The sequence below is a fragment of the Pseudomonas sp. NPDC088368 genome, assembly GCF_044753445.1.
In the GTDB taxonomy this organism is placed as follows: domain Bacteria; phylum Pseudomonadota; class Gammaproteobacteria; order Pseudomonadales; family Pseudomonadaceae; genus Aquipseudomonas; species Aquipseudomonas bambusae.
The window spans coordinates 163,423-188,474 of sequence record NZ_JBIVNG010000006.1 but is presented as its reverse complement, the minus strand read 5'-3'; the positions used below and the strand labels follow the sequence as shown (position 1 = coordinate 188,474).

Annotated in this window: 22 protein-coding genes; 7 read left to right on the top strand and 15 right to left on the bottom strand. The window is 60.6% G+C overall.

The annotated features are described in order from the left end of the window. Positions 1–4: 4 nt before the first annotated feature. From ACIQAL_RS14955 to ppsA, 4 genes are all read right to left on the bottom strand, one after another. On the bottom strand, positions 5–1,000 hold the full coding sequence (locus ACIQAL_RS14955; protein WP_341964260.1) for a zinc transporter ZntB: 996 nt from the start codon (positions 998–1,000) through the stop codon (positions 5–7). A gap of 37 nt (positions 1,001–1,037) precedes the next feature. Then, positions 1,038–1,526 carry a ribonuclease E activity regulator RraA gene (rraA, locus tag ACIQAL_RS14950; RefSeq protein ID WP_341964259.1) on the bottom strand — a complete coding sequence of 163 codons (489 nt, stop codon included), beginning with the start codon at positions 1,524–1,526 and terminating at the stop codon, positions 1,038–1,040. A gap of 220 nt (positions 1,527–1,746) precedes the next feature. After that, on the bottom strand, positions 1,747–2,739 hold the full coding sequence (locus ACIQAL_RS14945; RefSeq protein WP_401146631.1) for an alpha/beta fold hydrolase: 993 nt from the start codon (positions 2,737–2,739) through the stop codon (positions 1,747–1,749). A gap of 179 nt (positions 2,740–2,918) precedes the next feature. After that, positions 2,919–5,294 (bottom strand): phosphoenolpyruvate synthase, encoded by a 2,376-nt coding sequence (gene ppsA, locus ACIQAL_RS14940; RefSeq protein WP_401146628.1) that lies wholly within the window; start codon positions 5,292–5,294, stop codon positions 2,919–2,921. Positions 5,295–5,475: 181 nt separating this feature from the next. Between ppsA and ACIQAL_RS14935 the strand changes: the two genes are divergently transcribed. Continuing rightward, entirely contained in the window at positions 5,476–6,294 is an 819-nt protein-coding gene (locus tag ACIQAL_RS14935; RefSeq protein WP_341964256.1) for a pyruvate, water dikinase regulatory protein, read from the top strand. Positions 6,295–6,384: 90 nt separating this feature from the next. On the opposite strand, the gene prpF is transcribed toward ACIQAL_RS14935, so the two are convergent. The 5 genes from prpF to ACIQAL_RS14910 all read right to left on the bottom strand — a co-directional run bounded on the left by prpF (position 6,385) and on the right by ACIQAL_RS14910 (position 13,230). Continuing rightward, a complete protein-coding gene (gene prpF / locus ACIQAL_RS14930) occupies positions 6,385–7,572 on the bottom strand; it encodes a 2-methylaconitate cis-trans isomerase PrpF (RefSeq protein ID WP_401146626.1) in 1,188 nt (395 codons plus the stop codon). Positions 7,573–7,630: 58 nt separating this feature from the next. Further along, positions 7,631–10,225 carry a Fe/S-dependent 2-methylisocitrate dehydratase AcnD gene (gene acnD, locus ACIQAL_RS14925; protein ID WP_401146623.1) on the bottom strand — a complete coding sequence of 865 codons (2,595 nt, stop codon included), beginning with the start codon at positions 10,223–10,225 and terminating at the stop codon, positions 7,631–7,633. A gap of 61 nt (positions 10,226–10,286) precedes the next feature. Then, the gene (gene prpC, locus ACIQAL_RS14920) at positions 10,287–11,414 is read right to left on the bottom strand and encodes a 2-methylcitrate synthase (RefSeq protein ID WP_401146620.1); all 1,128 of its coding nucleotides are present in this window, start codon (positions 11,412–11,414) and stop codon (positions 10,287–10,289) included. 206 nt (positions 11,415–11,620) lie between these two features. Next, on the bottom strand, positions 11,621–12,511 hold the full coding sequence (prpB, locus tag ACIQAL_RS14915; RefSeq protein ID WP_401146618.1) for a methylisocitrate lyase: 891 nt from the start codon (positions 12,509–12,511) through the stop codon (positions 11,621–11,623). Continuing rightward, on the bottom strand, positions 12,508–13,230 hold the full coding sequence (locus ACIQAL_RS14910; RefSeq protein WP_166595478.1) for a GntR family transcriptional regulator: 723 nt from the start codon (positions 13,228–13,230) through the stop codon (positions 12,508–12,510). The genes prpB and ACIQAL_RS14910 overlap by 4 nt, the downstream gene beginning before the upstream one ends. Positions 13,231–13,524: 294 nt before the next feature. On the opposite strand from ACIQAL_RS14910, the gene ACIQAL_RS14905 reads away from it, so the two are divergent. The 5 genes from ACIQAL_RS14905 (at position 13,525) to ACIQAL_RS14885 (ending at position 19,143) form a co-directional block, all read left to right on the top strand. After that, positions 13,525–14,073, top strand: coding sequence for an ATP-dependent zinc protease (locus ACIQAL_RS14905; protein ID WP_401146615.1), 549 nt, complete (start codon positions 13,525–13,527; stop codon positions 14,071–14,073). A gap of 4 nt (positions 14,074–14,077) precedes the next feature. Further along, a complete protein-coding gene (locus tag ACIQAL_RS14900) occupies positions 14,078–15,628 on the top strand; it encodes an inactive transglutaminase family protein (RefSeq protein WP_341964250.1) in 1,551 nt (516 codons plus the stop codon). Continuing rightward, a complete protein-coding gene (locus tag ACIQAL_RS14895; RefSeq protein ID WP_401147136.1) occupies positions 15,628–16,596 on the top strand; it encodes an alpha-L-glutamate ligase-like protein in 969 nt (322 codons plus the stop codon). The genes ACIQAL_RS14900 and ACIQAL_RS14895 overlap by 1 nt, the downstream gene beginning before the upstream one ends. Before the next feature lie 299 nt (positions 16,597–16,895). Next, positions 16,896–18,239, top strand: a complete 1,344-nt coding sequence (gene pabB / locus ACIQAL_RS14890; protein WP_401146611.1) for an aminodeoxychorismate synthase component I — start codon at positions 16,896–16,898, stop codon at positions 18,237–18,239. A gap of 160 nt (positions 18,240–18,399) precedes the next feature. Beyond that, positions 18,400–19,143, top strand: coding sequence for a phosphoadenylyl-sulfate reductase (locus ACIQAL_RS14885; protein WP_401146608.1), 744 nt, complete (start codon positions 18,400–18,402; stop codon positions 19,141–19,143). Between the two features lie 166 nt (positions 19,144–19,309). Here the strand turns inward: ACIQAL_RS14885 and cysB are convergent, their stop codons facing one another. The 5 genes from cysB to ACIQAL_RS14860 form a co-directional block, all read right to left on the bottom strand. Continuing rightward, positions 19,310–20,284: an HTH-type transcriptional regulator CysB gene (gene cysB, locus ACIQAL_RS14880; RefSeq protein WP_081566102.1), complete on the bottom strand. Its 975-nt coding sequence runs from the start codon at positions 20,282–20,284 to the stop codon at positions 19,310–19,312. Positions 20,285–20,435: 151 nt separating this feature from the next. Then, positions 20,436–20,930, bottom strand: coding sequence for a universal stress protein (locus tag ACIQAL_RS14875; protein ID WP_166595473.1), 495 nt, complete (start codon positions 20,928–20,930; stop codon positions 20,436–20,438). A gap of 96 nt (positions 20,931–21,026) precedes the next feature. Next, entirely contained in the window at positions 21,027–21,947 is a 921-nt protein-coding gene (locus ACIQAL_RS14870) for a 5'-nucleotidase (RefSeq protein WP_401146604.1), read from the bottom strand. 65 nt (positions 21,948–22,012) lie between these two features. After that, entirely contained in the window at positions 22,013–22,969 is a 957-nt protein-coding gene (locus ACIQAL_RS14865) for a putative 2-dehydropantoate 2-reductase (protein ID WP_401146601.1), read from the bottom strand. Between the two features lie 52 nt (positions 22,970–23,021). Next, positions 23,022–23,357 carry a thioredoxin family protein gene (locus tag ACIQAL_RS14860; protein WP_401146598.1) on the bottom strand — a complete coding sequence of 112 codons (336 nt, stop codon included), beginning with the start codon at positions 23,355–23,357 and terminating at the stop codon, positions 23,022–23,024. 213 nt (positions 23,358–23,570) lie between these two features. Between ACIQAL_RS14860 and ACIQAL_RS14855 the strand changes: the two genes are divergently transcribed. Next, the gene (locus ACIQAL_RS14855; protein ID WP_401146596.1) at positions 23,571–24,647 is read left to right on the top strand and encodes a 3-deoxy-7-phosphoheptulonate synthase; all 1,077 of its coding nucleotides are present in this window, start codon (positions 23,571–23,573) and stop codon (positions 24,645–24,647) included. Positions 24,648–24,719: 72 nt separating this feature from the next. On the opposite strand, the gene ACIQAL_RS14850 is transcribed toward ACIQAL_RS14855, so the two are convergent. After that, positions 24,720–25,001: a GNAT family N-acetyltransferase gene (locus ACIQAL_RS14850; protein ID WP_166595469.1), complete on the bottom strand. Its 282-nt coding sequence runs from the start codon at positions 24,999–25,001 to the stop codon at positions 24,720–24,722. Positions 25,002–25,052 lie beyond the last annotated feature (51 nt).

The following is a 25,052-nucleotide window of genomic DNA, read 5'->3' as shown; positions in this document are numbered from 1 at the left end:
CCTCTCATACCCAGCGCAGACGCTTGAACAACCACATTTGCCCCACCGCGACCACGACCATCAGGCCGCATGCCAGCATAAAGCCGTGGGGGTTCTCCGACCCGGGAATACCCCCCACGTTGATCCCCAACAAACCGGTGAGAAAGCTCATCGGCAAAAAGATCCCGGTGACGATCCCGAAGCGGTACATGGTGCGGTTCATGCGCTCGTTAAGGCGTCTATCTTCGGCCTCCAGCACCAGCCCCACGCGCTCGCGGGTCAATTCGAGTTCTTCCAGATACCGGGTCAGGCTGTTGTTCAACTCGTTCCAGTAATCAGCATCGTCCTCGACAAACCAGGGCATCTTGCTGCGGGTCAACTGTGCGTAGATTTCACGCTGCGGCGCGAGAAAACGACGCATGCCCGCAGCCCTTCGGCGGATGTGCACCATGTTGCCGTGTTCGGGCATGTACCGTTCGTCGGCGTCTATGCGTTCTTCCATGTCATCGACCAATTCGGTCAACTCGCTGACCACCGCTTGCACTTTGTCAGTGAGTAACTGAGCCAAATACACCAGCAGTTCGGACGCGGTCTTCGGCCCCTTCCCTTCTCTGAGCAAGTCGATCATTTCGTCGGTGGCGCGCAACGACCGAAGGCGCAGGGAAATGACCCGTTGCGCTTCGGCAAAGATGCGCACCGACACCATGTCCTCGGGCTCAGCCCCGGGGTTCAGATTGACGCCCCTTAAAAACAGCAGTAATTCGTTGTCCGGCAATGGCAGGAGTCGCGGCCGTGTGTTCTCTTCAAGCATGAGGTCGCAGACGAACGGCGTGAGGCCGCTGGCCGTGCGCAACCACGTCTGAGTCTGCGGATGGCTGCGATCCCAGTGGAGCCACACGCTTTCGTGAGGCTCCAACTGCAGGCCATCCAGATCGGTCCGAGCGATTGAACGCGCACCGCCTTTCCCGTCCAGCACCAGGGCATGTACCAGCCCCCATTGCGCGTTGTCTTCGTCGAACATTCCAATCCTTGCATGGGTGGACTGCATCAAAATTCGATCAGTCCGGCATTGTCAGCGGGCTTGGCGAGACGATGATGCCGTTGTTGTCGGCATACACATATTCACCAGGGCGGAACGTCACACCGCCGAAGCTCACGACGACATTCAGATCACCGAGGCCGCGCTTGTCGGTCTTCAGCGGGTGGCTGGCCAATGCCTGCACACCGAGATCGGTCTGTGCCAGGACATCGACATCACGTACGCAGCCGTAGATGACCATGCCTTCCCAGCCGTTTTTCGCGGCTTTTTCTGCCAGCAGATCACCCAGCAAAGCGCGTCGTAGCGAACCACCGCCATCGACCACCAGCACCTTGCCTTTGCCATCCTGTTCGGCCTGCTCACGCACCAGCGAATTATCCTCGAAGCACTTGAGGGTCACGATTTGGCCCCCGAAAGAGTCGCGACCGCCAAAGTTGCTGAACATCGGCTCGACCACCTGAACCAGCTCAGGGTAGGCGTCGCACAAATCCGGTGTGATGTAGTGCATGAGAAGCTCCTGTCAGTGAAGGCATCGTTTCCAAGGGTGACCCGCCGAGGCAGATCCGGATGGCTCGCACGTCTGACCGCGCCCGCCATCACAATGCTTCCTTATATAGAACAAAAACCTGACCGACGAGTGCTGTGTACCGCATCGCCTCGGTCATCCACTCAACCGCGTGTAGCTTAGCCGCAGACGCCCGACATAGAAATGCCTTACGCCCCCTTCATCAAGAAGTTGCCGTCATGTTCAGCGTTGATTCAGGCTGTACGGCATCGATTCGACGATTCAGCCACTCAACGACCCGGGGCCAGACCTGCGCCTGGGCAGCCTTGCTCACTAACATTTGCACATGGCCGAAGTCCTCGGTGAACCCTTGCTCGCGGCCCAGAAGGAGAAACGCCTTGTCCACTGAACCGAACTGCTCGAACAACTCGCGGCAGGCCCACTCGGGGTCTTGATGATCACCCACGGCGGCCACGCACAAGGTCGGCACATCGACATGACGAAGGCCTGACCACCAGTCGTCCTTTTTGTCGCCAAAGCGGCCGAAAAGACCGTGCCAGCGCAGGCTTTCAAGTATGACGCCCATGGGCTCGTCTTCAGGACCGCGCTTGAAGCGGGGACCGGACACATGCTCGAAGCGCTTGAGCAGCAAGCGCGCGCTCCACGTCAGCGGCGGGACCTTTAGCGGCCAGTAATTGCGGGTGATCTGGCTGCCGAACAATGCGACCGACGCGGCATGGCTGCTGTCCATGTAATGGCCGCCGAGGGCTGCCGCCAGCGTGGTGCCCCCGAGCGAGTGCCCGATCCAGTGTGGCACTTGACCGCTTTGTTCGGCGACGAAGGCGGCGATGGCTGGCAGATCGTGGCGAGCGTAGTCAGCCACGCGGTTGTGGCGATACGCCTCGTTGCGGGCCGACAAGCCATGGCCGCGCATTTCCGGAATCCACACGTCGAACCCGGCGCGAGCCAGATAAGCGCCCAGGCCGATGCCTTTCGGGGAATACCAGAAGCGGCGGTTGGAAAAGCTGCCATGCAGCAGGATGACCGGCACGCCGCGCACATCGGGCGTTACCACCCGACCAAGGCGCGTCACGGCCAATTCGACCGTGAAATCCAGGCTGTTGCCGGGTTTGAGGCGGTACACGTCCTCGATCAGATCGCCACGTCGCTCGGCACTGATCAAGGCCACAGGAAAGAGAAGACTGCTGCTTTGCATATTGCGTTTGCTTGACTCGAAAAATGGCGCCGCATCAGGGATAGCATGCTGAGACTGTCGCGGCGCTGAAGTTCCGGGAAGAATCCCGAATGAAAAAAATGTCATGAAAAAAGGGCGGAATCATCGAGACCGCCCTTCTTCATGTGGACCGGCCCGCCGAAACGGGCCCGCATCTTACCTCATTTTGGTGCTTCTTCTTCGGACAGGAAGAACCAGGTCTCCAGCACCGAATCCGGGTTCAGCGAAACGCTTTCGATGCCCTGCTCCATCAGCCAGCGCGCCAGGTCCGGGTGATCGGACGGGCCCTGACCGCAGATGCCGATGTACTTACCGGCCTTGTTACAGGCTTGAATGGCATTGGAAAGCAGTTTCTTGACCGCCGGGTTACGCTCGTCGAACAGGTGAGCGATGATCCCGGAGTCACGGTCCAGACCGAGCGTCAACTGGGTCAGGTCGTTGGAGCCGATAGAGAAGCCGTCGAAGAATTCGAGGAATTCGTCCGCCAGCAAAGCGTTGGACGGCAGCTCGCACATCATGATCACGCGCAGACCGTTCTGACCACGGGCCAGACCGTTCTCGGCCAGTAGATCGACCACCTGGCTCGCTTCGCCCAAAGTGCGCACGAACGGCACCATGATTTCCACGTTGGTCAGGCCCATCTCGTTGCGCACGCGCTTGAGGGCACGGCATTCCAGCTCGAAGCAGTCGCGGAAGTTTTCGCTGATGTAACGCGAAGCACCACGGAAGCCCAGCATCGGGTTTTCTTCTTCAGGCTCGTACAGCTTGCCGCCGATCAGGTTGGCGTATTCGTTGGACTTGAAGTCCGACAGACGCACGATGACCTTTTTCGGGTAGAAAGCCGCCGCCAGCGTACTGATGCCCTCGACCAGCTTCTCGACATAGAAACCGACCGGATCGCTGTAACCGGCGATGCGCTTGTCGACGCTTTCCTTGATGTCGAGCGGCAGGTTCGGGTAGTTCAACAGCGCCTTTGGGTGCACGCCAATCATGCGGTTGATGATGAATTCCAGACGCGCCAGACCGATACCGGCGTTCGGCAGCTGGGCGAAATCGAACGCACGATCAGGGTTACCGACGTTCATCATGATCTTGAACGGCAGTTCCGGCATGGCATCCACGGAGTTCTGCTTGATGTCGAAGCCCAGCTCGCCTTCGAAGATATAACCCGTGTCGCCCTCAGCGCAGGAAACGGTCACGCCCTGGCCGTCTTTCAGCAGTTCGGTGGCGTTGCCGCAACCGACGACCGCCGGGATGCCCAGCTCACGGGCGATGATCGCCGCGTGACAGGTACGGCCGCCACGGTTGGTGACGATGGCACTGGCGCGTTTCATGACCGGTTCCCAGTCCGGGTCGGTCATGTCGGAGACCAGCACGTCGCCGGCCTGGACCTTGTCCATCTCGGACACGTCCTTGATGATTCGCACCTTGCCCGCGCCGATGCGCTGGCCGATGGCACGGCCTTCGGCGAGCACGGTGCCCTTCTCTTTCAGCAGGTAGCGTTCCATGACATTGGCCGAGGTGCGGCTCTTCACGGTTTCAGGACGGGCCTGAACGATGTAGAGCTTGCCGTCGTCACCGTCCTTGGCCCACTCGATGTCCATCGGGCACTGGTAGTGCTTCTCGATGATCATCGCCTGGCGCGCCAGGTTGCTCACTTCTTCATCGCTGAGGCAGAAGCGCGCGCGATCTGCCGCGTCGACGTCGATGACCTTGACCGATTTCCCGGCCTTGGCTTCTTCGCCGTAAATCATCTTGATGGCCTTGCTGCCCAGGTTGCGGCGCAGGATCGCAGGACGACCGGCTTCGAGGGTGCCTTTGTGAACGTAGAACTCGTCCGGGTTGACCGCGCCTTGTACGACGGTTTCGCCCAGGCCGTAGGCGCCGGTGATGAACACGACGTCACGGAAACCGGATTCGGTGTCCAGGGTGAACATCACCCCGGCGGTGCCGGTTTCGGAACGGACCATGCGCTGAACGCCAGCCGACAAGGCCACGAGCTTGTGGTCGAAACCCTGGTGGACGCGGTAGGAAATGGCGCGGTCGTTGAACAGCGACGCGAAGACTTCTTTCGCAGCGCGGATCACGTTGTCGACGCCGCGAATGTTGAGGAAAGTTTCCTGCTGACCGGCGAAGGACGCGTCAGGCAGGTCTTCTGCGGTGGCGGAAGAACGCACGGCAACGGCGATGTCCGGATTGCCTGCCGACAGGGCAGCGAAGGCAGTGCGGATTTCAGCGTTGAGTTTCTCGGGGAATTCAGCCTCCATGATCCACTGACGAATCTGCGCACCGGTTTTCGCCAGTGCGTTGACGTCGTCGACGTCGAGGGCATCGAGTGCCGCGTGAATCTGATCGTTCAGACCACTCTGCTCAAGAAAATCACGATAGGCCTGAGCTGTAGTGGCGAAGCCACCGGGGACGGAAACGCCTGCGCCCGCCAGGTTGCTGATCATCTCGCCGAGGGATGCGTTCTTGCCCCCCACATGCTCAACATCATGCTTGCCGAGCTTATCGAGGGAAACTACGTACTCTACCAAGGTGATCTCTCCACTAACCGATTTGTTGTTGGGAAAAGCGTTGGCGCTGGAACCACAGGTGAAACGGATCCTGTGCGCTTGTGGTCTGGACCCTGAAAATAGTTAGAATGCGGCCAGTGAAGGCACGCAAGCCCGCCTATCATATCCAAGAATCGTCACCAGCTTAAGGCCCAAGGCGCAAATGAAACGATCCGCTTTCTTTATCTCCGACGGCACCGGCATCACTGCCGAAACCCTTGGCCAGAGCCTGCTAGCGCAATTTGAAAACATTACGTTCAACAAGTTCACGCGCCCCTACATCGACAGCGTCGAGAAAGCCCGGGCCATGGTCGCGCAAATCAACAAGGCGGCCGAGAAGGACGAGGTCCGTCCGATCATCTTCGACACCATCGTCAACCAGGACATTCGCGAGATCCTGGCGACGTCCGACGGGTTCATGATCGACATCTTCTCGACCTTCCTGGCCCCGCTGGAGCAGGAGCTTAGTTCACACTCTTCCTACTCGGTGGGCAAATCGCACTCCATCGGCCACAACTCCAACTACATGGAGCGGATCGAGGCGGTGAACTTCGCGCTGGACAACGACGACGGCGCTCGCACCCATTACTACGACAAGGCCGACATCATTCTGGTGGGGGTTTCGCGCTGTGGGAAGACGCCTACCTGTCTATACATGGCCATGCAATTCGGCATCCGCGCGGCCAACTACCCGCTGACCGAAGACGACATGGAGCGGCTGACCCTGCCCGCCGCGCTGAAACAGCACCGCGCCAAGCTGTTCGGCCTGACCATCGACCCGGACCGCCTCACCGCCATTCGCCACGAGCGCAAGCCCAACAGCCGTTATTCGAGCTTTGCCCAGTGCGAGTTCGAGGTGCGGGAAGTCGAAAACCTGTTCCGCAAAGAGAACATTCCGAACATCAACTCCACGCATTTTTCGGTGGAAGAGATCTCGGCGAAAGTGCTGGTGGAGAAAGGGGTCGAGCGGCGGTTTAAATAGGAGAAGCAGCGGCGAGCTGCAAGCTGCAAGCCAGAGCAGATCGCGGTGTCCGCAACGACGCGGTCTGGCTTGTAGCTTGCAGCTTGTAGCTTAAAGCTCTCCCGGCACCCTTACGAAGCCTTCCATCAAGACCCGCGCGCTGCGGCTCATGATGGCTTTTTTGACCGACCACTCCCCGCCGACAACTTCAGCCTCAGCCCCTACACGCAACGTCCCGGACGGATGCCCGAACCTGACAGCACTGCGCTCGCCACCACCGGCAGCCAGGTTCACCAGCGTTCCCGGGATCGCCGCCGCCGTGCCAATCGCCACGGCCGCCGTGCCCATCATGGCGTGGTGCAGCTTGCCCATGGACATGGCCCGGACCAGCAAATCGGTGTCGCCCACCGACACGCGCTTGCCGCTGGACGATACGTACTCGCTCGGTTTTGCGACAAAAGCGACCTTCGGCGTGTGCTGACGCTTGGCGGCTTCTTCCACCGTGGCGATCAAGCCCATGCGCACGGCACCGTAGGCACGGATGGTTTCGAAACGGCTCAGCGCCTGCGGGTCGCCATTGATCGCGTCCTGCAGCTCGGTGCCGGTGTAGCCGATGTCGCTGGCATTGACGAAAATCGTCGGGATGCCCGCGTTGATCAGGGTCGCCTTGAACGTGCCAACACCCGGCACCTCCAGATCGTCCACCAAATTGCCAGTGGGGAACATCGAACCACCCGCGCCCTCTTCCTCTGCCGCCGGGTCCATGAACTCCAACTGCACTTCTGCGGCGGGAAAGGTCACGCCATCCAGTTCGAAGTCGCCGGTTTCCTGCACCAACCCATTAGTGATGGGCACGTGGGCGATGATGGTCTTGCCAATGTTAGCCTGCCAGATGCGCACTACTGCCACGCCGTTCTGCGGCACTCGGCTGACATCAATCAAACCATTGCTGATCGCAAACGGACCGACCGCCGCTGACAGGTTGCCGCAGTTGCCGCTCCAGTCCACGAACGGCGTATCGATGGACACCTGGCCGAAGAGGTAATCGACGTCGTGATCAGCCTTGATGCTTTTCGAAAGGATTACGGTCTTGCTGGTGCTCGACGTCGCACCGCCCATGCCGTCGATCTGCTTGGCGTAGGGATCGGGGCTGCCGATGACGCGCAGCAGCAGTGCGTCGCGGGCCGGGCCTGGGACCTGCGCTGCTTCAGGCAGGTCTTGCAGGCGGAAAAACACGCCTTTACTGGTACCGCCGCGCATGTAGGTTGCGGGGATTTTGATTTGTGCGGTATGAGCCATGAAATCGCTTTCCTTTATAGAAGCCCCGGCGCGACCCACAGGTCGCGCCCGGAGGTCGTCACGCCACTGCGGACGATTCGAGGAAGTCCTGAGCAAAGCGCTGCAACACGCCGCCTGCCTCGTAGATCGACGCTTCTTCGCCGGTATCGAGTCGGCAGGTGACCGGCACTTCCACGCGTTCGCCATTCTTGCGCAGGATGACCAAGGTCAGCGTGGCGCGCGGCGTACGCTCGCCGATCACGTCGAAGGTTTCAGTGCCGTCGATGCCCAGCGTGGTGCGGTTGGTGCCGGGTTTGAATTCCAGCGGCAGCACGCCCATGCCCACCAGATTGGTGCGGTGGATGCGCTCGAAGCCTTCGGCGACGATGGCCTCGACACCCGCCAGACGCACGCCTTTCGCCGCCCAATCGCGGGACGAACCCTGGCCGTAGTCGGCCCCCGCGATAATGATCAACGGCTGCTTGCGGTCCATGTAAGTCTCGATCGCCTCCCACATGCGGGTCACCTGGCCTTCCGGCTCGATCCGCGCCAGCGAACCCTGCTTGACCTTGCCGTTTTCCTGGACCATTTCGTTGAACAGTTTCGGGTTGGCGAACGTTGCCCGCTGGGCCGTCAGGTGGTCACCCCGGTGCGTGGCGTAGGAGTTGAAGTCCTCTTCCGGCAGGCCCATGCGCGCCAGGTATTCGCCCGCCGCGCTGTCGAGCATGATCGCGTTGGACGGCGACAGGTGATCGGTGGTGATGTTGTCCGGCAACACGGCCAGCGGACGCATGCCCTTGAGCGTGCGCTCCCCGGCCAGCACGCCTTCCCAGTACGGCGGGCGGCGGATATAGGTGCTCGCCGGGCGCCAGTTGTACAGCGGATCGACTTTGGGGCCGGTATCTTCATGGATCGCGAACATCGGAATGTAGACCTGACGGAACTGCTCCGGCTTGACCGACGCCTTGACCACCGCGTCGATCTCCTCGTCGGTCGGCCAGATGTCTTTCAGGCGGATTTTTTCGCCATTGGCGCCCACACCCAACACATCTTTTTCGATGTCGAATCGGATAGTGCCTGCGATGGCGTAGGCCACCACCAGCGGCGGCGAGGCGAGAAAGGCCTGTTTGGCGTAGGGATGGATGCGCCCGTCGAAGTTGCGGTTGCCCGACAGGACGGCGGTGGCGTACAGGTCGCGATCAATGATTTCCTGCTGAATCACCGGGTCCAGCGCGCCGGACATGCCGTTGCAGGTGGTGCAAGCGAAGGCCACAACGCCGAAACCCAGTTGTTCGAGTTCGGAGGTCAGACCCGCTTCGTCGAGATACAGCGCGACGGTTTTCGAGCCGGGTGCCAGCGAGGATTTGACCCACGGCTTGCGGGTCAGGCCGAGCTTGTTGGCGTTGCGCGCCAGTAGCCCCGCCGCGATGACGTTGCGCGGGTTGCTGGTGTTGGTGCAACTGGTGATGGCCGCAATGATCACCGCGCCATCCGGCATCAGGCCCGGGGTTTCCTCCCAGGCGCTGGCGATACCTTTGGCCGCCAGATCGGACGTCGCGACCCGCGCATGGGGGTTCGAAGGCCCGGCCATGTTGCGCACGACGCTCGACAGATCGAAGCTCAGCACGCGCTCGTATTCGGCGGTGGCGAGGCTGTCGCCCCACAGGCCGGTGTGTCTGGCAAAGATTTCGACCAGCTTCACCTGCTGGTCGTCGCGCCCGGTCAGGGTCAGGTAATCGATGGTCTGCTGATCAATGGCGAACATCGCAGCGGTGGCGCCGTACTCCGGGGCCATGTTGGAGATGGTCGCCCGGTCACCCAGGGTCAGGGCGCGGGCGCCTTCGCCGTAGAACTCCAGGTACGCGCCAACGACTTTCTGTTTGCGCAGGTATTCGGTCAGTGCCAGCACCACGTCGGTGGCGGTGATGCCCGGTTGCGGGCGGCCAGTCAGCTCGACGCCGATGATGTCCGGCAGGCGCATCCACGAGGCGCGGCCCAGCATCACGTTCTCAGCTTCCAGCCCGCCGACACCGATGGCGATCACGCCCAGCGCGTCGACGTGGGGGGTATGGCTGTCGGTACCCACCAGGGTGTCCGGGAACGCCACGCCATTCAGCGTCTGGATCACCGGCGACATCCGCTCCAGGTTGATCTGGTGCATGATGCCGTTGCCCGGCGGGATCACCTCGACGTTCTTGAACGCCTGCTTGGTCCAGTTGATGAAGTGAAAACGGTCTTCGTTGCGACGGTCTTCGATGGCGCGGTTCTTGTTGAACGCATCCGGGTCATACCCGCCGCATTCGACGGCCAGCGAGTGGTCGACGATCAACTGCACCGGCACCACCGGGTTGACTTGCGCCGGGTCGCCGCCCATGTCGGCGATCGCGTCGCGCAGACCGGCGAGGTCCACCAGCGCGGTCTGGCCAAGAATGTCGTGACAGACCACGCGGGCCGGGAACCAGGGGAAGTCAAGGTCGCGCTTGCGTTCGATCAGTTGCGTCAGCGAGGCCTTGAGGGTAGCCGGGTCGCAGCGGCGCACCAGGTTTTCCGCCAAAACACGAGAGGTGTACGGCAGTGTGGCGTAGGCCCCCGGCTTGATCCCATCGACTGCCTCACGGGCGTCGAAGTAATCCAGCGAAGTGCCGGGCAGCGATTTGCGGAATTCAGTGTTCATGCGCGGGACTCAATCACGGTAGGTTTCGAGGGTGGCGAACCCGTGGGCTCGCCCTCTCCCATCAGCGTTGTTCGATTGGCACGAACTTGCGCTGTTCGACGCCGATGTATTCGGCGCTCGGACGGATGATGCGGTTGTTGCCACGCTGTTCGAACACGTGAGAGGCCCAGCCCGTCAGGCGCGAACAGACGAAAATCGGCGTGAACAGCTTGGTCGGGATGCCCATGAAGTGGTACGCCGAAGCATGGTAAAAGTCGGCATTGGGGAAGAGCTTTTTCTGTTCCCACATGGTCTTGTCGATGGCTTCGGAGACCGGAAAAAGCACCTTGTCACCCACTTCATCGGCGAGTTTTTTCGACCAGCCCTTGATCACCTCGTTACGCGGGTCGTTGTCCTTATAGATCGCGTGGCCAAAGCCCATGATCTTGTCCTTGCGCGCCAGCATGCCCAACGTGCCCTGAACCGCATCTTCGGCAGACGAGAACTTCTCGATCATGTCCATCGCCGCCTCGTTGGCGCCGCCATGCAACGGGCCGCGCAGGGTGCCGATGGCGGCGGTGATGCAGGAGAACAGGTCCGACAGGGTCGACGCACAGACCCGGGCGGTGAACGTCGAGGCGTTGAATTCGTGCTCTGCGTAGAGGATCAGCGACACGTCCATCACCTTGCGATGCAATTCGCTTGGGGTCTTGTCCAGCAGCAGCTTGAGGAAATGGCCACCAATGGAAGGCTCGTCGGTTACGCAGTTGATGCGTTTGCCTTCGTGGCTGAAGCGGTACCAGTAGCACATGATCGCCGGGAACGCGGCGAGTAGGCGGTCAGTTGAATCGACCTGGTGTTCAAAGCTGGTTTCCGGTTCCAGGTTGCCGAGCATCGAGCAACCGGTGCGCATCACGTCCATCGGGTGGGCGTCGGCAGGGATGCGCTCCAGCACTTCTTTCAGCGCCTGGGGCAGATCGCGCAGGCCCTTGAGTTTGCTCAGGTAGCCGTCGAGCTGGCTCTGGGTCGGCAGCTCGCCGTACAGCAGCAGGTAGGCGACTTCTTCGAAACGGGCGTCGGCCGCCAGTTCGCGTACGTCATAACCACGGTACGTCAGACCGGCACCGGCCTGACCCACGGTGGACAGGGCAGTCTGTCCGGCCACCTGGCCACGCAGGCCAGCGCCGCTCAATACTTTTCCTTCAGCCATTGCTCTCTCCAAATCTTGTCGTTTTAAGGGAATCGGCAATTTATTGTGTGGTCACCTGATCCTGCGGCGATGCCCATTCTGTAGGAGCGAATTCATTCGCGATGCCGTGGTACATCCGGAACATTCATATCGGGTGTACGGGCCTCTCGCGAATGCACTCGCTCCCACAGAGTGTCAGCGTTCATCCGCAAACCCGGCGAACGACCTCAGCCCTTCTTCTGCGCAAACAGCGCGTCCAGTTTCTGTTCGAAAGCGTGGTAATCAATGCGTTCATACAGCTCCATGCGGGTCTGCATGGTGTCGACCACGTTCTTCTGCGTGCCGTCGCGGCGGATCGCGGTGTAGACGTTTTCCGCCGCCTTGTTCATGGCGCGGAACGCCGACAGCGGGTACAGCACCAGCGCCACCTCGGCGGAGGCCAGCTCGTCTGTGGTGAACAGGGGCGTAGCGCCGAATTCGGTAATGTTCGCCAGGATCGGCGCTTTCACGCGAGAGGCGAAGAGCCTGTACATGTCCAGTTCGGTGATGGCTTCCGGGAACACCATGTCAGCCCCCGCCTCGATGCACGCTGCGGCGCGATCCAGTGCCGATTCCAGCCCCTCGACCGCCAGTGCGTCGGTGCGCGCCATGATCACGAAGCTGTCGTCGGTGCGCGCATCGACGGCGGCCTTGATGCGATCGACCATTTCCTGCTGCGAAACGATTTCCTTGCCCGGACGATGGCCGCAGCGCTTGGCGCCCACCTGATCCTCAATGTGCATAGCCGCCGCACCGAACTTGATCATCGACTTCACGGTACGCGCCACGTTGAACGCCGAGGCGCCGAAACCGGTGTCCACGTCCACCAGCAGCGGGAGGTCACAGACGTCGGTGATGCGGCGTACGTCCGTCAGCACGTCATCCAGCCCGGTGATGCCCAGGTCCGGAATGCCCAGCGAGCCAGCGGCCACGCCGCCACCGGACAGATAAATCGCCTTGAAACCGGCACGTTGCGCGAGCAGCGCGTGATTGGCGTTGATCGCGCCCACCACCTGCAATGGATGCTCGTTCGCCACGGCATCGCGGAAACGTTGGCCGGGAGTCGTTCTTGAAGTCATTGTTCACCTCGGGCAGTAGTCGCTTGATGAGCGTGTTCTTGATAACGCTGTTCGATGTTGCGTTTCGATGCGCCGATATGGCGACGCATCAACAGTTCGGCCAGCTCGCCATCACGGTCGGCGATGGCGTCGAGAATGCGGTGGTGTTCGGTGAAGGCATGGCGGGGGCGATTGGGCGTGGTCGAGAACTGAATGCGGTACATGCGCACCAGTTGATACAGCTCGCCGCAGAGCATCTGGGTCAGCGTGCTGTTGCGCGCCCCCTGAATGATCCGGTAATGGAAGTCGAAGTCGCCTTCCTGCTGGTAATAGCCGACGCCCGCCTGAAACGCCGGATCGCGCTCGTGGGTCTCCAGCACCCGGCGCAACTCATCGACTTCCTCGGCAGTCATGCGCTCAGCCGCCAGACGGCAGGCCATGCCTTCCAGTGATTCGCGGATTTCATAGAGTTCGACCAGTTCGGCATGGCTCAAAGACACGACGCGCGCGCCGACGTGCGGCACCCGCACCAGCAGACGCTGGCCCTCCAGACGATGGATCGCTTCGCGCAACGGGCCACGGCTGATGCCGTACGTCCGGGCGAGTTCCGGCTCTGAAATCTTGCTGCCGGGGGCGATGTCGCCCTTGACGATGGCGGCCTGAATCCGGCGAAACACGTTTTCGGAAAGCGTTTCCGAATCCACGGGACTGGCAATGTTTACTTCAGCGGCATCCAGCATTGTCGACACCTTTCATCTCAATGACGCCAAAGCTAACCAAAACACGCAAATTCGTCAAAGACATTTTCAGGACTGTCGACAATCCTCTCATAACCGACGGGTATGAAGATCGCTCCTACGATCATTGTCGGCGCGCCCTTCGCTGGCGCCATAAAACCTTCATGCTAGAATGCCGACCGCATCTGCCCGTCGTCTCGGGCTACATGGACGTCCCTGCTGGCCGCGGCCCGCAATCCACTCATACCCCGAGCCGACGTCAAATCGCTCCTGTTTTCCCTCACCGCGCCAGGACCTATGAGCCGCCACCCTCTCCTCTTTCTTTTATGCCTGTACCTGCCGGGGCTGTTCCTGAGCGATCTGTGCATGGCGGCCGGCAAGACCGTCTATGGCCTGAACGAGTATGCCGAACTGGCGGGGATCGACCTGCAAGTGGCGGCGAAACTGGACACCGGCGCGAAAACCGCCTCCCTCAGTGCCCGCGACATCAAGCGTTTCAAGCGCGACGGCGAATCCTGGGTGCGCTTTTACCTGGCCATTGACGACGCCCACGAACACCCCATCGAACGGCCGCTGGCACGGCTCAGCAAGATCAAGCGCCGGGCGGGTGACGTCGACCCTGACGACGAAAAGAAATACACCTCACGCCCCGTCATCAGCCTCGACGTGTGCATGGGTAATGCATCGCGAACCATAGAAGTGAACTTGACCGACCGAAGTGCATTCCAATACCCGCTTCTGATTGGCTCCGAAGCCCTCAAGCACTTCGATGCGCTGGTCGATCCAAGCCTTAAATATGCAGCGGGCAAACCCGGCTGCATCACCGATGCTCAAACCGCAGAGTAATGACATGCGCTCTCTTACCCTCCATCTGAAAATCCTGATCGCGACCCTGGTCACCCTGGGCATCGCCATCACGGCTTATCAGATATTGGTGCTCGGCATCCCGGTGACCGAAGACGAAACCGACGACCTGTGGAACATCGACGCCAAGGTCGAATTCGTCGCCAACCCGAAAGACTCGGTCAAGGTGCAGATGTACGTGCCGCCGCTGTCGCGGGATTACATCAGCCTCAACGAAAGTTTTATCTCCAACAATTACGGCGTGAACGTCAACCGCGCCGACGGCAACCGCAAGGTCACCTGGTCCGCCCGCCGCGCCACCGGCAATCAGACGCTGTATTACCGGCTGGTGCTGACCAAGCGCTACAGCGGTGAGAAAGCCAAGGTCAAAGGCCCGATCTTCCGTGACAGCATTGCCGTGGAAGGCCCGGAAAAGATCGCCGCCGACGCCCTGCTCGCCCCCATTCGCCAACACTCGGCCGATGTCGAAACCTTCGTCAGCGAAGCCATTCGGCGTGTCAACAATCTGAGCGACGACAACGTCAAGCTGCTGCTGGCCGGTGACACGTCAGTCCAGAACAAGGCCCGCATCACCGAAATCCTGCTGTCGGTCGCCCACGTCCCGGTGGAAAAGGTCCACACCATTCGCCTGGTGGCCGATCAGCCGCAGATGCCGGAACTCTGGCTGCGCAGCTTCAACGGCAAGGACTGGCTGTATTTCAACCCGGAAACCGGTGAAGCCGGGTTGCCCCAGGACCGCCTGTTGTGGTGGGTGGGGGATGACAACCTGATTACTGTCGAGGGCGGCAAAAAGGCCACCGTGAATTTCAGCCTGAACAACAGCGAGATGAATGCCATCCGCCTGGCCAAGCTGACCGACGAGAACACCGACGCCGATTTCCTCGAATACTCGCTCTACGGCCTGCCCCTGCAAACCCAGCAGACGTTCATGATCATGGTGATGATCCCGATTGGCGTGCTGGTGATCCTGATCCTGCGCAACCTGATTGGCCTGCAGACACTCGGCACATTTACGCCGGTGTTGATCGCACTGGCGTTTCGCGAGACGCAGCTGGGATTCGGCATCGTGCTGTTCACGATCATCACGGCACTGGGCCTTTCGCTGCGCTCTTACCTCGAACACCTGAAATTGCAAATGCTGCCCCGGTTGTCCGTGGTGCTGACGTTCGTCGTGGTGCTGATCGCCGCGATCAGCCTGCTGAGCCACAAGCTTGGCCTGGAACGCGGCCTGTCGGTTGCACTGTTCCCGATGGTGATCCTGACCATGACCATCGAACGGCTGTCGATCACCTGGGAAGAACGCGGCGGCGGCCACGCCATGAAAGTCGCCATCGGCACGCTCTTCGCTGCGTCGCTGGCCCACATCATCATGAGCGTGCCGGAGTTCATCTACTTCGTGTTCACCTTCCCGGCGATCCTGCTGATTCTGGTGGGCTTCATGCTGGCGATGGGCCGTTATCGCGGCTATCGCCTCACCGAGCTGATCCGCTTCAAGGCCTTCATCAAGGAAGATGCCGAACGGGAAAACGCCAAATGATCGGCTGGTGGAAAACCTGGAAGGCCCTCGAAGCCAAAGGGATCATGGGCATCAACCGGCGTAACGCCGATTACGTGCTCAAGTACAACAAGCGCAGCCTGTACCCCATCGTCGATGACAAGATCATCACCAAGGAACGGGCTATCGCGGCCGGCATTCATGTGCCGGAAATGTACGGGATCATTTCCACCGAAAAGGAAATCAGCCGCCTCGACGATATCATTGGCGGCCGCGACGACTTCGTGATCAAACCTGCACAAGGGGCCGGGGGTGACGGCATTCTGGTGATTGCCGACCGTTTCGAGGGGCGTTTCCGGACCATTTCGGGGCGCATCATCAGTCGCGATGAAATCGAGCACCAGATTTCCAGCATCCTCACCGGCCTGTATTCCCTGGGTGGTCATCGCGACCGGGCGCTGATCGAATACCGGGTCACGCCGGACCCGATTTTCAAAAGCATCAGCTATGAAGGCGTGCCGGACATCCGCGTCATTGTGCTGATGGGCTATCCGGTGATGGCCATGCTGCGCCTGCCGACGCGGCAGTCTGGTGGCAAGGCCAACCTGCACCAGGGCGCCATTGGCGTCGGCGTCGACCTCGCCACCGGCATGACCCTGCACGGCACCTGGCTGAACAACATCATCAGCAAACACCCTGACACCGCCAACGCCGTGGACGGGGTGCAACTGCCAAACTGGGACGGCTTCATGCACCTGGCGGCGGAATGCTACGAGCTGTGCGGGTTGGGCTACATCGGTGTGGACATGGTGCTGGACCAGGATCGCGGCCCGTTGATCCTCGAACTCAATGCCCGCCCCGGCCTGAACATCCAGATCGCCAACGACTGCGGCCTGACCCATCGCACCCTGGCCGTGGAACAACGACTGGAAACGTTGGCGGCTGAGGGGCGGCATGACAGCCCTCAAGAACGCGTGAAGTTCGTGCAGGAACTGTTCGGGCACGTTTGACGGCAACCGCTGACATCCCGCGAATGTGATTTTATGTGGGAGCGAATTCATTCGCGATGGTGTTCCAGACGACACACCTGCATCGCCTGATCGATTTCTCGCGAATGAATTCGCTCCCATATAGGTCCGGTGTCGTACCGAAACACCTTCGCACCGAATGCTCTGACTGAATTCGCGCCTACAGGTCGGTCGCCGACACGGCAACGGCGCGCACTCATCCAATTCCGACACCCCCCTAGGAGCCAGATCACCGGAGGACTACAATCGCCGTCCGCGCGCCACGACTGTTTTCTGCTCTCATGCCAATCTGTTCTGTACACCCGCTCGCCTATCACGTTGACCCGACCGGGTACTTTTCTCTCGTTCGCCACGCCCCCGGCGCCGTACTGCTCGACAGCGGGCGCCCCGAAGCGGATCGCGGCCGGTTCGACATCCTGAGTGCCTGGCCCGTCGAAACCCTTTCGCCAGAAATGGACGAAAGTGGAACGGCGTTTCTTCAACGCTTGCGCGACAGACTCGCCGCGCTTGGCGAGGCACAGTTGCCGGAAAACAGTCCATTGCCATTCGCGGGCGGACTGATCGGTTATCTGGCCTACGATTTTGGTCGTTTGCTGGAGCCTTTGCCGAGCCTGGCGGTCGATGACCTTCATTTACCGTCGGCGCGATTGGGCCTCTACGGCTGGGCACTGATCAGCGATCACCAGCAACGCACCACCCAACTGGTGATCCATCCATCGTTGAATGAAGAAGAACGCCAGCGTCTGATCGACCTGTTCGAACAGCCATCGGTCAACGACCACGCCCTCTTTCGACTGACCCGCCCGTTCAGCGCCGACACCCGCGCAGACCAGTATCAGCAGGCCATCGCCAACATTCACGCGTACATCGAGGCCGGGGATTGCTACCAAGTGAACTTCGCCCAACGCTTTCGTGCCCCGTACAGCGGCGATCCCTGGGCCGCCTATCAAGCGCTGCGCGTTGCCTGCCCCACGCCCTTCGCCGGTTATCTGAGCCTGCCCGGCGGTCACGCCGTGCTGAGTCTGTCCCCTGAGCGCTTCGTCAAGGTCAGCCAGCGTCAGGTTGAAACCCGGCCCATCAAAGGCACGAGGCCTCGGGGCAAAGACGCGGCCCAAGATAAGGCCTACGCCGAAGAATTGCTGGCCAGCCCGAAGGACCGTGCTGAAAACCTGATGATCGTTGACCTGCTGCGTAACGATCTGGGGCGCACCTGCCGCATTGGTTCAGTGCGGGTTCCGGAGTTGTTCAGCCTCGAAAGCTACCCGAACGTGCACCACTTGGTGAGCGCGGTCACTGGCGAGCTGGCGGACGACCGGGACGCGCTGGACCTGATCGGCGGCAGTTTCCCTGGAGGTTCGATTACCGGTGCACCGAAAATTCGCTCGATGCAAATCATTGATGAGCTGGAGCCCACCCGTCGGGCGCTGTATTGCGGATCACTGCTATACCTCGACGTTCGCGGCGAGATGGACAGCTCCATCGCCATCCGCAGCCTGCTGGCGCAAGATGGCCAGATCGCCTGCTGGGGCGGCGGCGGCATCGTGGCCGACTCGGACTGGGAGGCCGAATATCAGGAATCCATGACCAAGGTGCGGGTCCTGCTCCAGACCCTGGAAGCACTGTGACTCAGCGCCGCCGAAGCCACGCCGGCGTCTATCACAGCCTATGACCCAATATGTCGAGGGCGGCGCAAACACAGGTTTCAGGCCATTGCGCGATGCTTTTTGGTAACATTCGCGCCATCAAGAGCGCCCTAGCGCCACTCCCTGATCAGGAAACCGCCCGATGAGCCATCCGTTCGACGTCGCCGATATCGCCGCGACCTACGCCAACAAGTCCGCCCAGGACATTCTCAAATTCGCCTTCCAGCATTTCGGTGACGAGCTGTGGATTTCCTTCAGCGGTGCCGAAGACGTGGTGCTGGTGGACATGGCGTGGAAGATCAACAAGAACGTCAAAGTATTCAGCCTCGACACCGGTCGTCTGCACCCAGAGACCTACCGCTTCATCGATCAGGTGCGCGAGCAGTACAACATCGCCATCGACATCGTGTCGCCGGACCGGGAAAAACTGGAGCCATTCGTCAAGGAAAAGGGCCTGTTCAGCTTCTATAAAGACGGCCATGGCGAATGCTGCGGCGTGCGCAAGATCGAGCCGCTGCGCCGCAAACTGAACGACGTCAAAGCCTGGGCCACCGGCCAGCGTCGCGACCAGAGCCCGAGCACGCGCAACAGCGTGGCGGTGGTGGAAATCGACAGTGCCTTCTCCACCCCCGAACGCCCGCTCTACAAATTCAACCCGCTGGCACAGATGAGCAGCGCGGACATCTGGAACTACATCCGCATGCTTGAACTGCCTTACAACAGCTTGCACGAGCGCGGCTTCATCAGCATCGGCTGCGAACCGTGCACCCGCCCTGTCCTGCCGAATCAGCACGAACGCGAAGGTCGTTGGTGGTGGGAAGAAGCGACGCAGAAAGAATGCGGGTTGCATTCGGGCAACCTTATCAAGAGCAGCCGCGAGTCTTAAGCAAGAAAAGCCGCAAGCCTCAAGCTGCAAGAAAAAGCCAGACCTCACTGAAGCCACTTTTCTTTGCAATCTGAGGTTAACGCTGTTCCTAAAGCCCCAAGAAAAAAGCAGCCCTCACTCGGACTGCTTTCTCTTGTAGCTTGAAGCTCGCAGCTTGACGCTGCCCTCAATGCTCGGGAAGCACGACCCCTTCAAACAGCTCTTCCAGCTCCTGCTTGTTGTGGCACTGGATCGCCTTGGCCATGACGTCGCGCGTCAGGTGCGGGGCGAATTTTTCGATGAAGTCGCACATGAAGCCGCGCAGGAACGTGCCGCGACGGAAGCCGATTTTAGTGATGCTGGCCTCGAACAGTTCGCTGGCATCGAGCACGACCAGGTCGCTGTCCAGTTTCGGGTCGACGGCCATTTTAGCGACGATCCCGACACCCAGGCCCAAGCGAACGTAGGTTTTGATCACGTCGGCGTCGGCGGCGGTGAACACCACTTTCGGCGTCAGGCCGCGATGGCTGAAGGCTTCATCGAGCTTGGAACGACCAGTGAAACCGAACACGTAAGTCACGATCGGGTATTCGGCGAGGATTTCCAGGGTCAGCTTCGGCAGTTTGGTCAGCGGGTGGCCTTGCGGCACGACCACGCAGCGGTTCCACGTGTAGCACGGCATCATCACCAGATCGCCGAACAGCTCAAGCGCTTCGGTAGCAATGGCGAAATCGACGGTGCCGTCAGCGGCCATCTCGGCGATCTGCATCGGCGAACCCTGGTGCATGTGCAGCGCGACATCCGGGTATTGCTTGATGAAATTGCTGATCACCGGCGGCAAGGCGTATCGCGCCTGGGTGTGAGTGGTGGCGATGGACAGGGTGCCTTTCTTCTCGTTGGAGAATTCCTGAGCGATCTGCTTGATGCTCTCGACCTTGCGCAGAATCTCGCCTGCGGTGGTGATGATCCGTTCCCCGGCCGGGGTCACGCGGGTCAGGTGCTTGCCGCTGCGGGCAAAGACCTCGACCCCCAATTCATCTTCCAGCAACCGGATCTGCTTACTGATGCCCGGTTGCGATGTGTACAGGCTCTGCGCCGTCGCCGAGACGTTGAGGTCGTGGTGCGCCACTTCCCAGATGTAGCGCAATTGTTGAAGCTTCATATGTATCCCTCAAAGCCGGAAGACGCCACGGGCATCAGCGACGGTATATAACTGGATTAATGGTCCCAAAGGCAAAGCTAGAACTTTTTATCACTTTTATTCGGTAATGGCACGCTGCTTTTGCATCGGCGCGACGAATTTCACGCCGCACTCATCTCCCCGAGCGGTTTTGCAGCATGGGCACCATGTACACGGGCACTTCGGACAGTTGCAGCACACGCGCCGCCGTGCGCCCGATCGGTGTGTCCCCCTCGGCCCCGTGGCTATGACTGCCCACCACCAGCAGATCGACTTCCAGACGCTGGGCCTGTTCGAGGATGACGTTGGACGGATCGCCTTGCACCACCCGCACACTGTGAATCAACGCCAGGTCCTGATTGTCTTCCCCCAGTTCGTCACGAAAACCGGCCAGCACCCGTAGCTCGATGCCCTCGATCACGGAGTTGACGCCTTCGCTGTGCAATTCCCGGAGCACGTCCTCAGCGAGGTAGCTTTGCAGAACGGACTCAGCGAACAGCCCCATGGGCTCAACGACGTGAATCACGTGCAACTCCGCCTCAAACGTTCGCGCCAGTGACAAGGCATGTTGCAGGACGTAGGGCGCGTAAAGACCGAGATCCGTGGCATACAGCATCGAGCGAATCATGTGACCTCCAGGCGACCATGACAGGTGGAGACATGATTCAGCGTAGCAGCGCGTGAGAAATTCGACCGGTTCTATACAGCTTTCCGGTCTAAAGGTTCACGGTTTTAGCTCATTGCTGATGCCGTGAGGCACGTGGCCAGTGGCGACCACCTCCCTCGCCTTCTCGCAATGGCCCGGCTGGTCGTCGAAGAACACGTCGGCGGCGAAGGCTTCCAGAAAGGCCGCTTTTTCCAGCCCGCCCAGAAACAGTGATTCGTCCAGCCGGATGTCCCACTCGCGCAGGGTGCGGATGACCCGCTCATGGGCGGGGGCCGACCGGGCAGTGACCAGTGCCGTGCGAATCGGGCAGGACTCTTCGGGAAATTCCCGCTGCAACAGATTCAAGGCGGCTAGAAAGGGCTTGAAGGGACCGCCAGGCAGCGGCAAACGCGCCGCCTCGCGCTCGCTGGCCTGAAACGCTTGCAGCCCGCCCGACTGATAGATGCGCTCGGACTCGTCGGAAAACAGCACGGCATCGCCGTCGAAGGCGATGCGCAGTTCGGCGCTGGCGGCGCGTCGGGCACCGCCGGACAGAATGGTCGCAGCGGCAAATCCCGCGTCGAGTGCGCTGCGCACGTCTTCGGCGTGGGTTGAAAGAAACAGGTGGCTGCCAAAGGCGGCCAGATAGGGAAACGGGCTGCGGCCGCCGACAAACGCGGCCCGCGAGATGTCCAGCCCGTAATGCTGAATGGAGTTGAAGACACGCAAGCCGGTGTCGGCACTGTTGCGCGACACCAGCACCACCTCGACCCGCGATCGCGTCAGGCGGGTATTGAGGCTCAGGAGTTTCTCGACGAGGCGGAAGGCATCGCCAGGCTCCAGCACTTCGTCTTCGTGATCGATCTGGTACTTGCGATACGCGGCGACCCCGTCGGTCATGTAGATCGCATGGCTTTCCCGAAGGTCGAACAGCGCCCGCGAAGAAATCGCCAGGACCAGCTTGTTGCCCGCGTTTTTCAGCGTCAGGTCGGTGGTCATCGTGTTCCCCAAGCGTGATCGAAGGTTACCCAGTGTTTAGCCTGATCGAAGCCAGGCAAAACAGCCTATCGGTTGGCGCGGTCAATGAAGCCTAGCGCGTGATACAGCGCCCGAATCTTCGGCATGTCGCACCCTGCCGCCAACGCCGCAGCCAGCGGGTTGGCGTAGATCGCGTCCAGCTCCAGCGGGCGTTTCTCGATGAAATCGTGGTACATGCTCGGGCGATAATCCGGCATCCCGCCTGTCACGTTGAACAACTGCTGCGCGTAACCTTCCGGCAACACATGACCACAGGCCCTGGCGCCCTCGACCACCTCGTCCATCAGCCCTTGAATCAGCACGCGGCTGTCAGGATCGGCCATCAATGGGGTGGTGCTCGCGTTGAGCAAGACCGACAAACCGTTGTACGGCACGTTCCAGACCAGTTTCTGCCAGCGGGCCTTGTGCAGATTGTCCATGGGCACCGACTCTATCCCGGCAGCGTGAAACAGCGCTGCGCCTGCTTCCACGATAGCGAGGCTGGTTTTAGCGTCGGGCGCCGGACCGCTGTGATAGCCGATGTTGACGGCGCCGAACGCCTGATGGGCGATCTGGCCCGGTGCCGTGCGATGAACGCAGATGAAACACAGCCCGCCTAGCAGGTGCAGGCTGTCCGGGAGCGCGGCCCGTAAGTCTTCTTCAACCCCAAGGCCGTTTTGCAGCATCAGCACCTTGGCGCCAGGTGCCGCCGCCTCAATGATCGCCGGCGCCACGCCATGGGTGCCGGTGCTTTTCGCGCCTACCAGCAGCCAGTCGCAAAGCGGCATGTCGGCGGCCGAGGAATAGGCCTGAACGTTGTCCAGCGTCAGGAGGCCGTGCACTTGGCTGTCTATACGCAGGCCGTTTGCTGACACGGCGCTGAATTCGCTGCGCAGTAAAAAATGTACGTCGAAGCCGGCACGGGCCAGCATAACGCCGTAGAAACCGCCGATGGCGCCGGTGCCAATGATCCCGATGCGGGGCTTTTGTGTGGTTTCGCTCATGCTTTCCTCGTCGATGGCTGCATGTTCATGACTGCTTCTGTCCGTGACTCACTCAGGGCAGATCGTCCGGTGCCTGCGCCAGCGCCTGTTCGAGACCGGCAACGATGGCGTCCAGGGACAACGTGCCACGCAATGTCCCGTAGAACTCGCCGTCGCGGATGACGAACAGCGTTGGCAGATGAAAAACGCCGTAACGCTGCACGGCCCCGCCGTTTTCTTCCGCGTCGATCCAGCACAGCCGGTCGATGGGCAGTAGCAATTCAGGCAAATGATGCCGCGCCCAGCGGCAGCTGGAGCAGCCGATGCTGGTGAAGATCAATAAAGAGACGCCGGGCAATGCCAGCAGTTGCTGATCGACGTCAAAATCCGTCAGTTGCAGTTGATCCACGCCGATCTCCCCCAGGTGTGCCGCACACTATATCCGCACCCGCGCGCCCCTTTCCAAACTTCCGGCCCACAATCCCGGAACCGTTGGACAAAAGCCTCGTTTACCCATTGTCGAAGTACGGGTTAACGCGCTAAGGTTCCGCTCCCCCTGCCCTCAATACTGCCGGGCCCGCCGCACCTGGCGCCTGGCACCGTGCCCCTGATGAGTAACACGATGGCTGATTTACCGATTGACGACCTCAACGTTGCCTCCAACGAGACACTGATCACTCCGGATCAGCTCAAGCGCGAAATTCCCCTCACCCCTGCTGCGCAGGCGACCGTGAGCAAGGGCCGCGAAGTTATCCGCAACATTCTCGATGGCAAGGACCACCGCCTGTTCATCGTGATCGGGCCGTGCTCGATCCATGACATCAAGGCGGCTCACGAATACGCCGAGCGCCTGAAGGCCCTGTCGGCCGAGCTGTCCGACACCCTGTATCTGGTGATGCGCGTGTATTTCGAAAAACCGCGCACCACCGTCGGCTGGAAAGGCCTGATCAACGACCCGTACCTGGACGACTCTTTCAAGATTCAGGACGGTCTGCACATCGGCCGTCAGCTGTTGCTGGACCTGGCCGAGAAAGGCCTGCCGACCGCAACCGAAGCGCTGGACCCGATCTCCCCGCAATACCTGCAGGACCTGATCAGCTGGTCGGCCATCGGCGCCCGCACCACCGAATCCCAGACGCACCGCGAAATGGCCTCCGGCCTGTCCTCGGCAGTCGGCTTCAAGAACGGCACCGACGGTGGCCTGACCGTGGCGATCAACGCGTTGCAATCGGTCTCCAGCCCGCACCGTTTCCTGGGCATCAACCAGGAAGGTGGCGTGTCCATCGTCACCACCAAAGGCAACGCCTACGGTCACGTGGTGCTGCGCGGCGGCAACGGCAAGCCGAACTATGATTCGGTCAGCGTTGCGTTGTGTGAACAAGCGCTGAACAAGGCGAAGATCAAGCCGAACATCATGGTCGATGCCAGCCACGCCAACTCCAACAAAGACCCGGCGCTGCAACCGCTGGTCATGGAAAACGTCGCCAACCAGATCCTGGAAGGCAACGAATCGATCATCGGCCTGATGGTGGAAAGCCACTTGAAATGGGGCGCGCAGTCGATTCCAAAAGACCTCGCCGACCTGGAATACGGCGTGTCGATCACCGACGCCTGCATCGACTGGGAAACCACCGAGAAGACCCTGCGCAGCATGCATGCCAAGCTCAAGGACGTGTTGCCGAAGCGCAAGCGCGGCTGATCCGAAGGCCGAAAACGACAACGCCGAGCAAATGCTCGGCGTTTTCTATTGCAGCTGTGTTTTTGAGACCGATCAGATCTTCGCGGCCTGACGCTGGTTGCGTTCCATGTAGCGCTCGACATAAGAGCACGATGGAATGACGGTGTAACCGTTGCTCTCGGCATAATCGAGCGCGACTTCGGTCAACGCCGCAGCGATACCCCGCCCCCGCAATGCGTTCGGCACGAACGTACGATAAATGTCCAGGGTCTGCTTCCCCAGATCCATGTACGTCAGATAAGCGCGGTGACCGTCGATGTTGATTTCGAACTGGTGACCGGTCTTGTCATGGTGTATGGACAACGCCTCGCTCATCACTACTCCTCGCGGGTCTTAAAATTTGACCCCTACCTTACCCATGTTTGT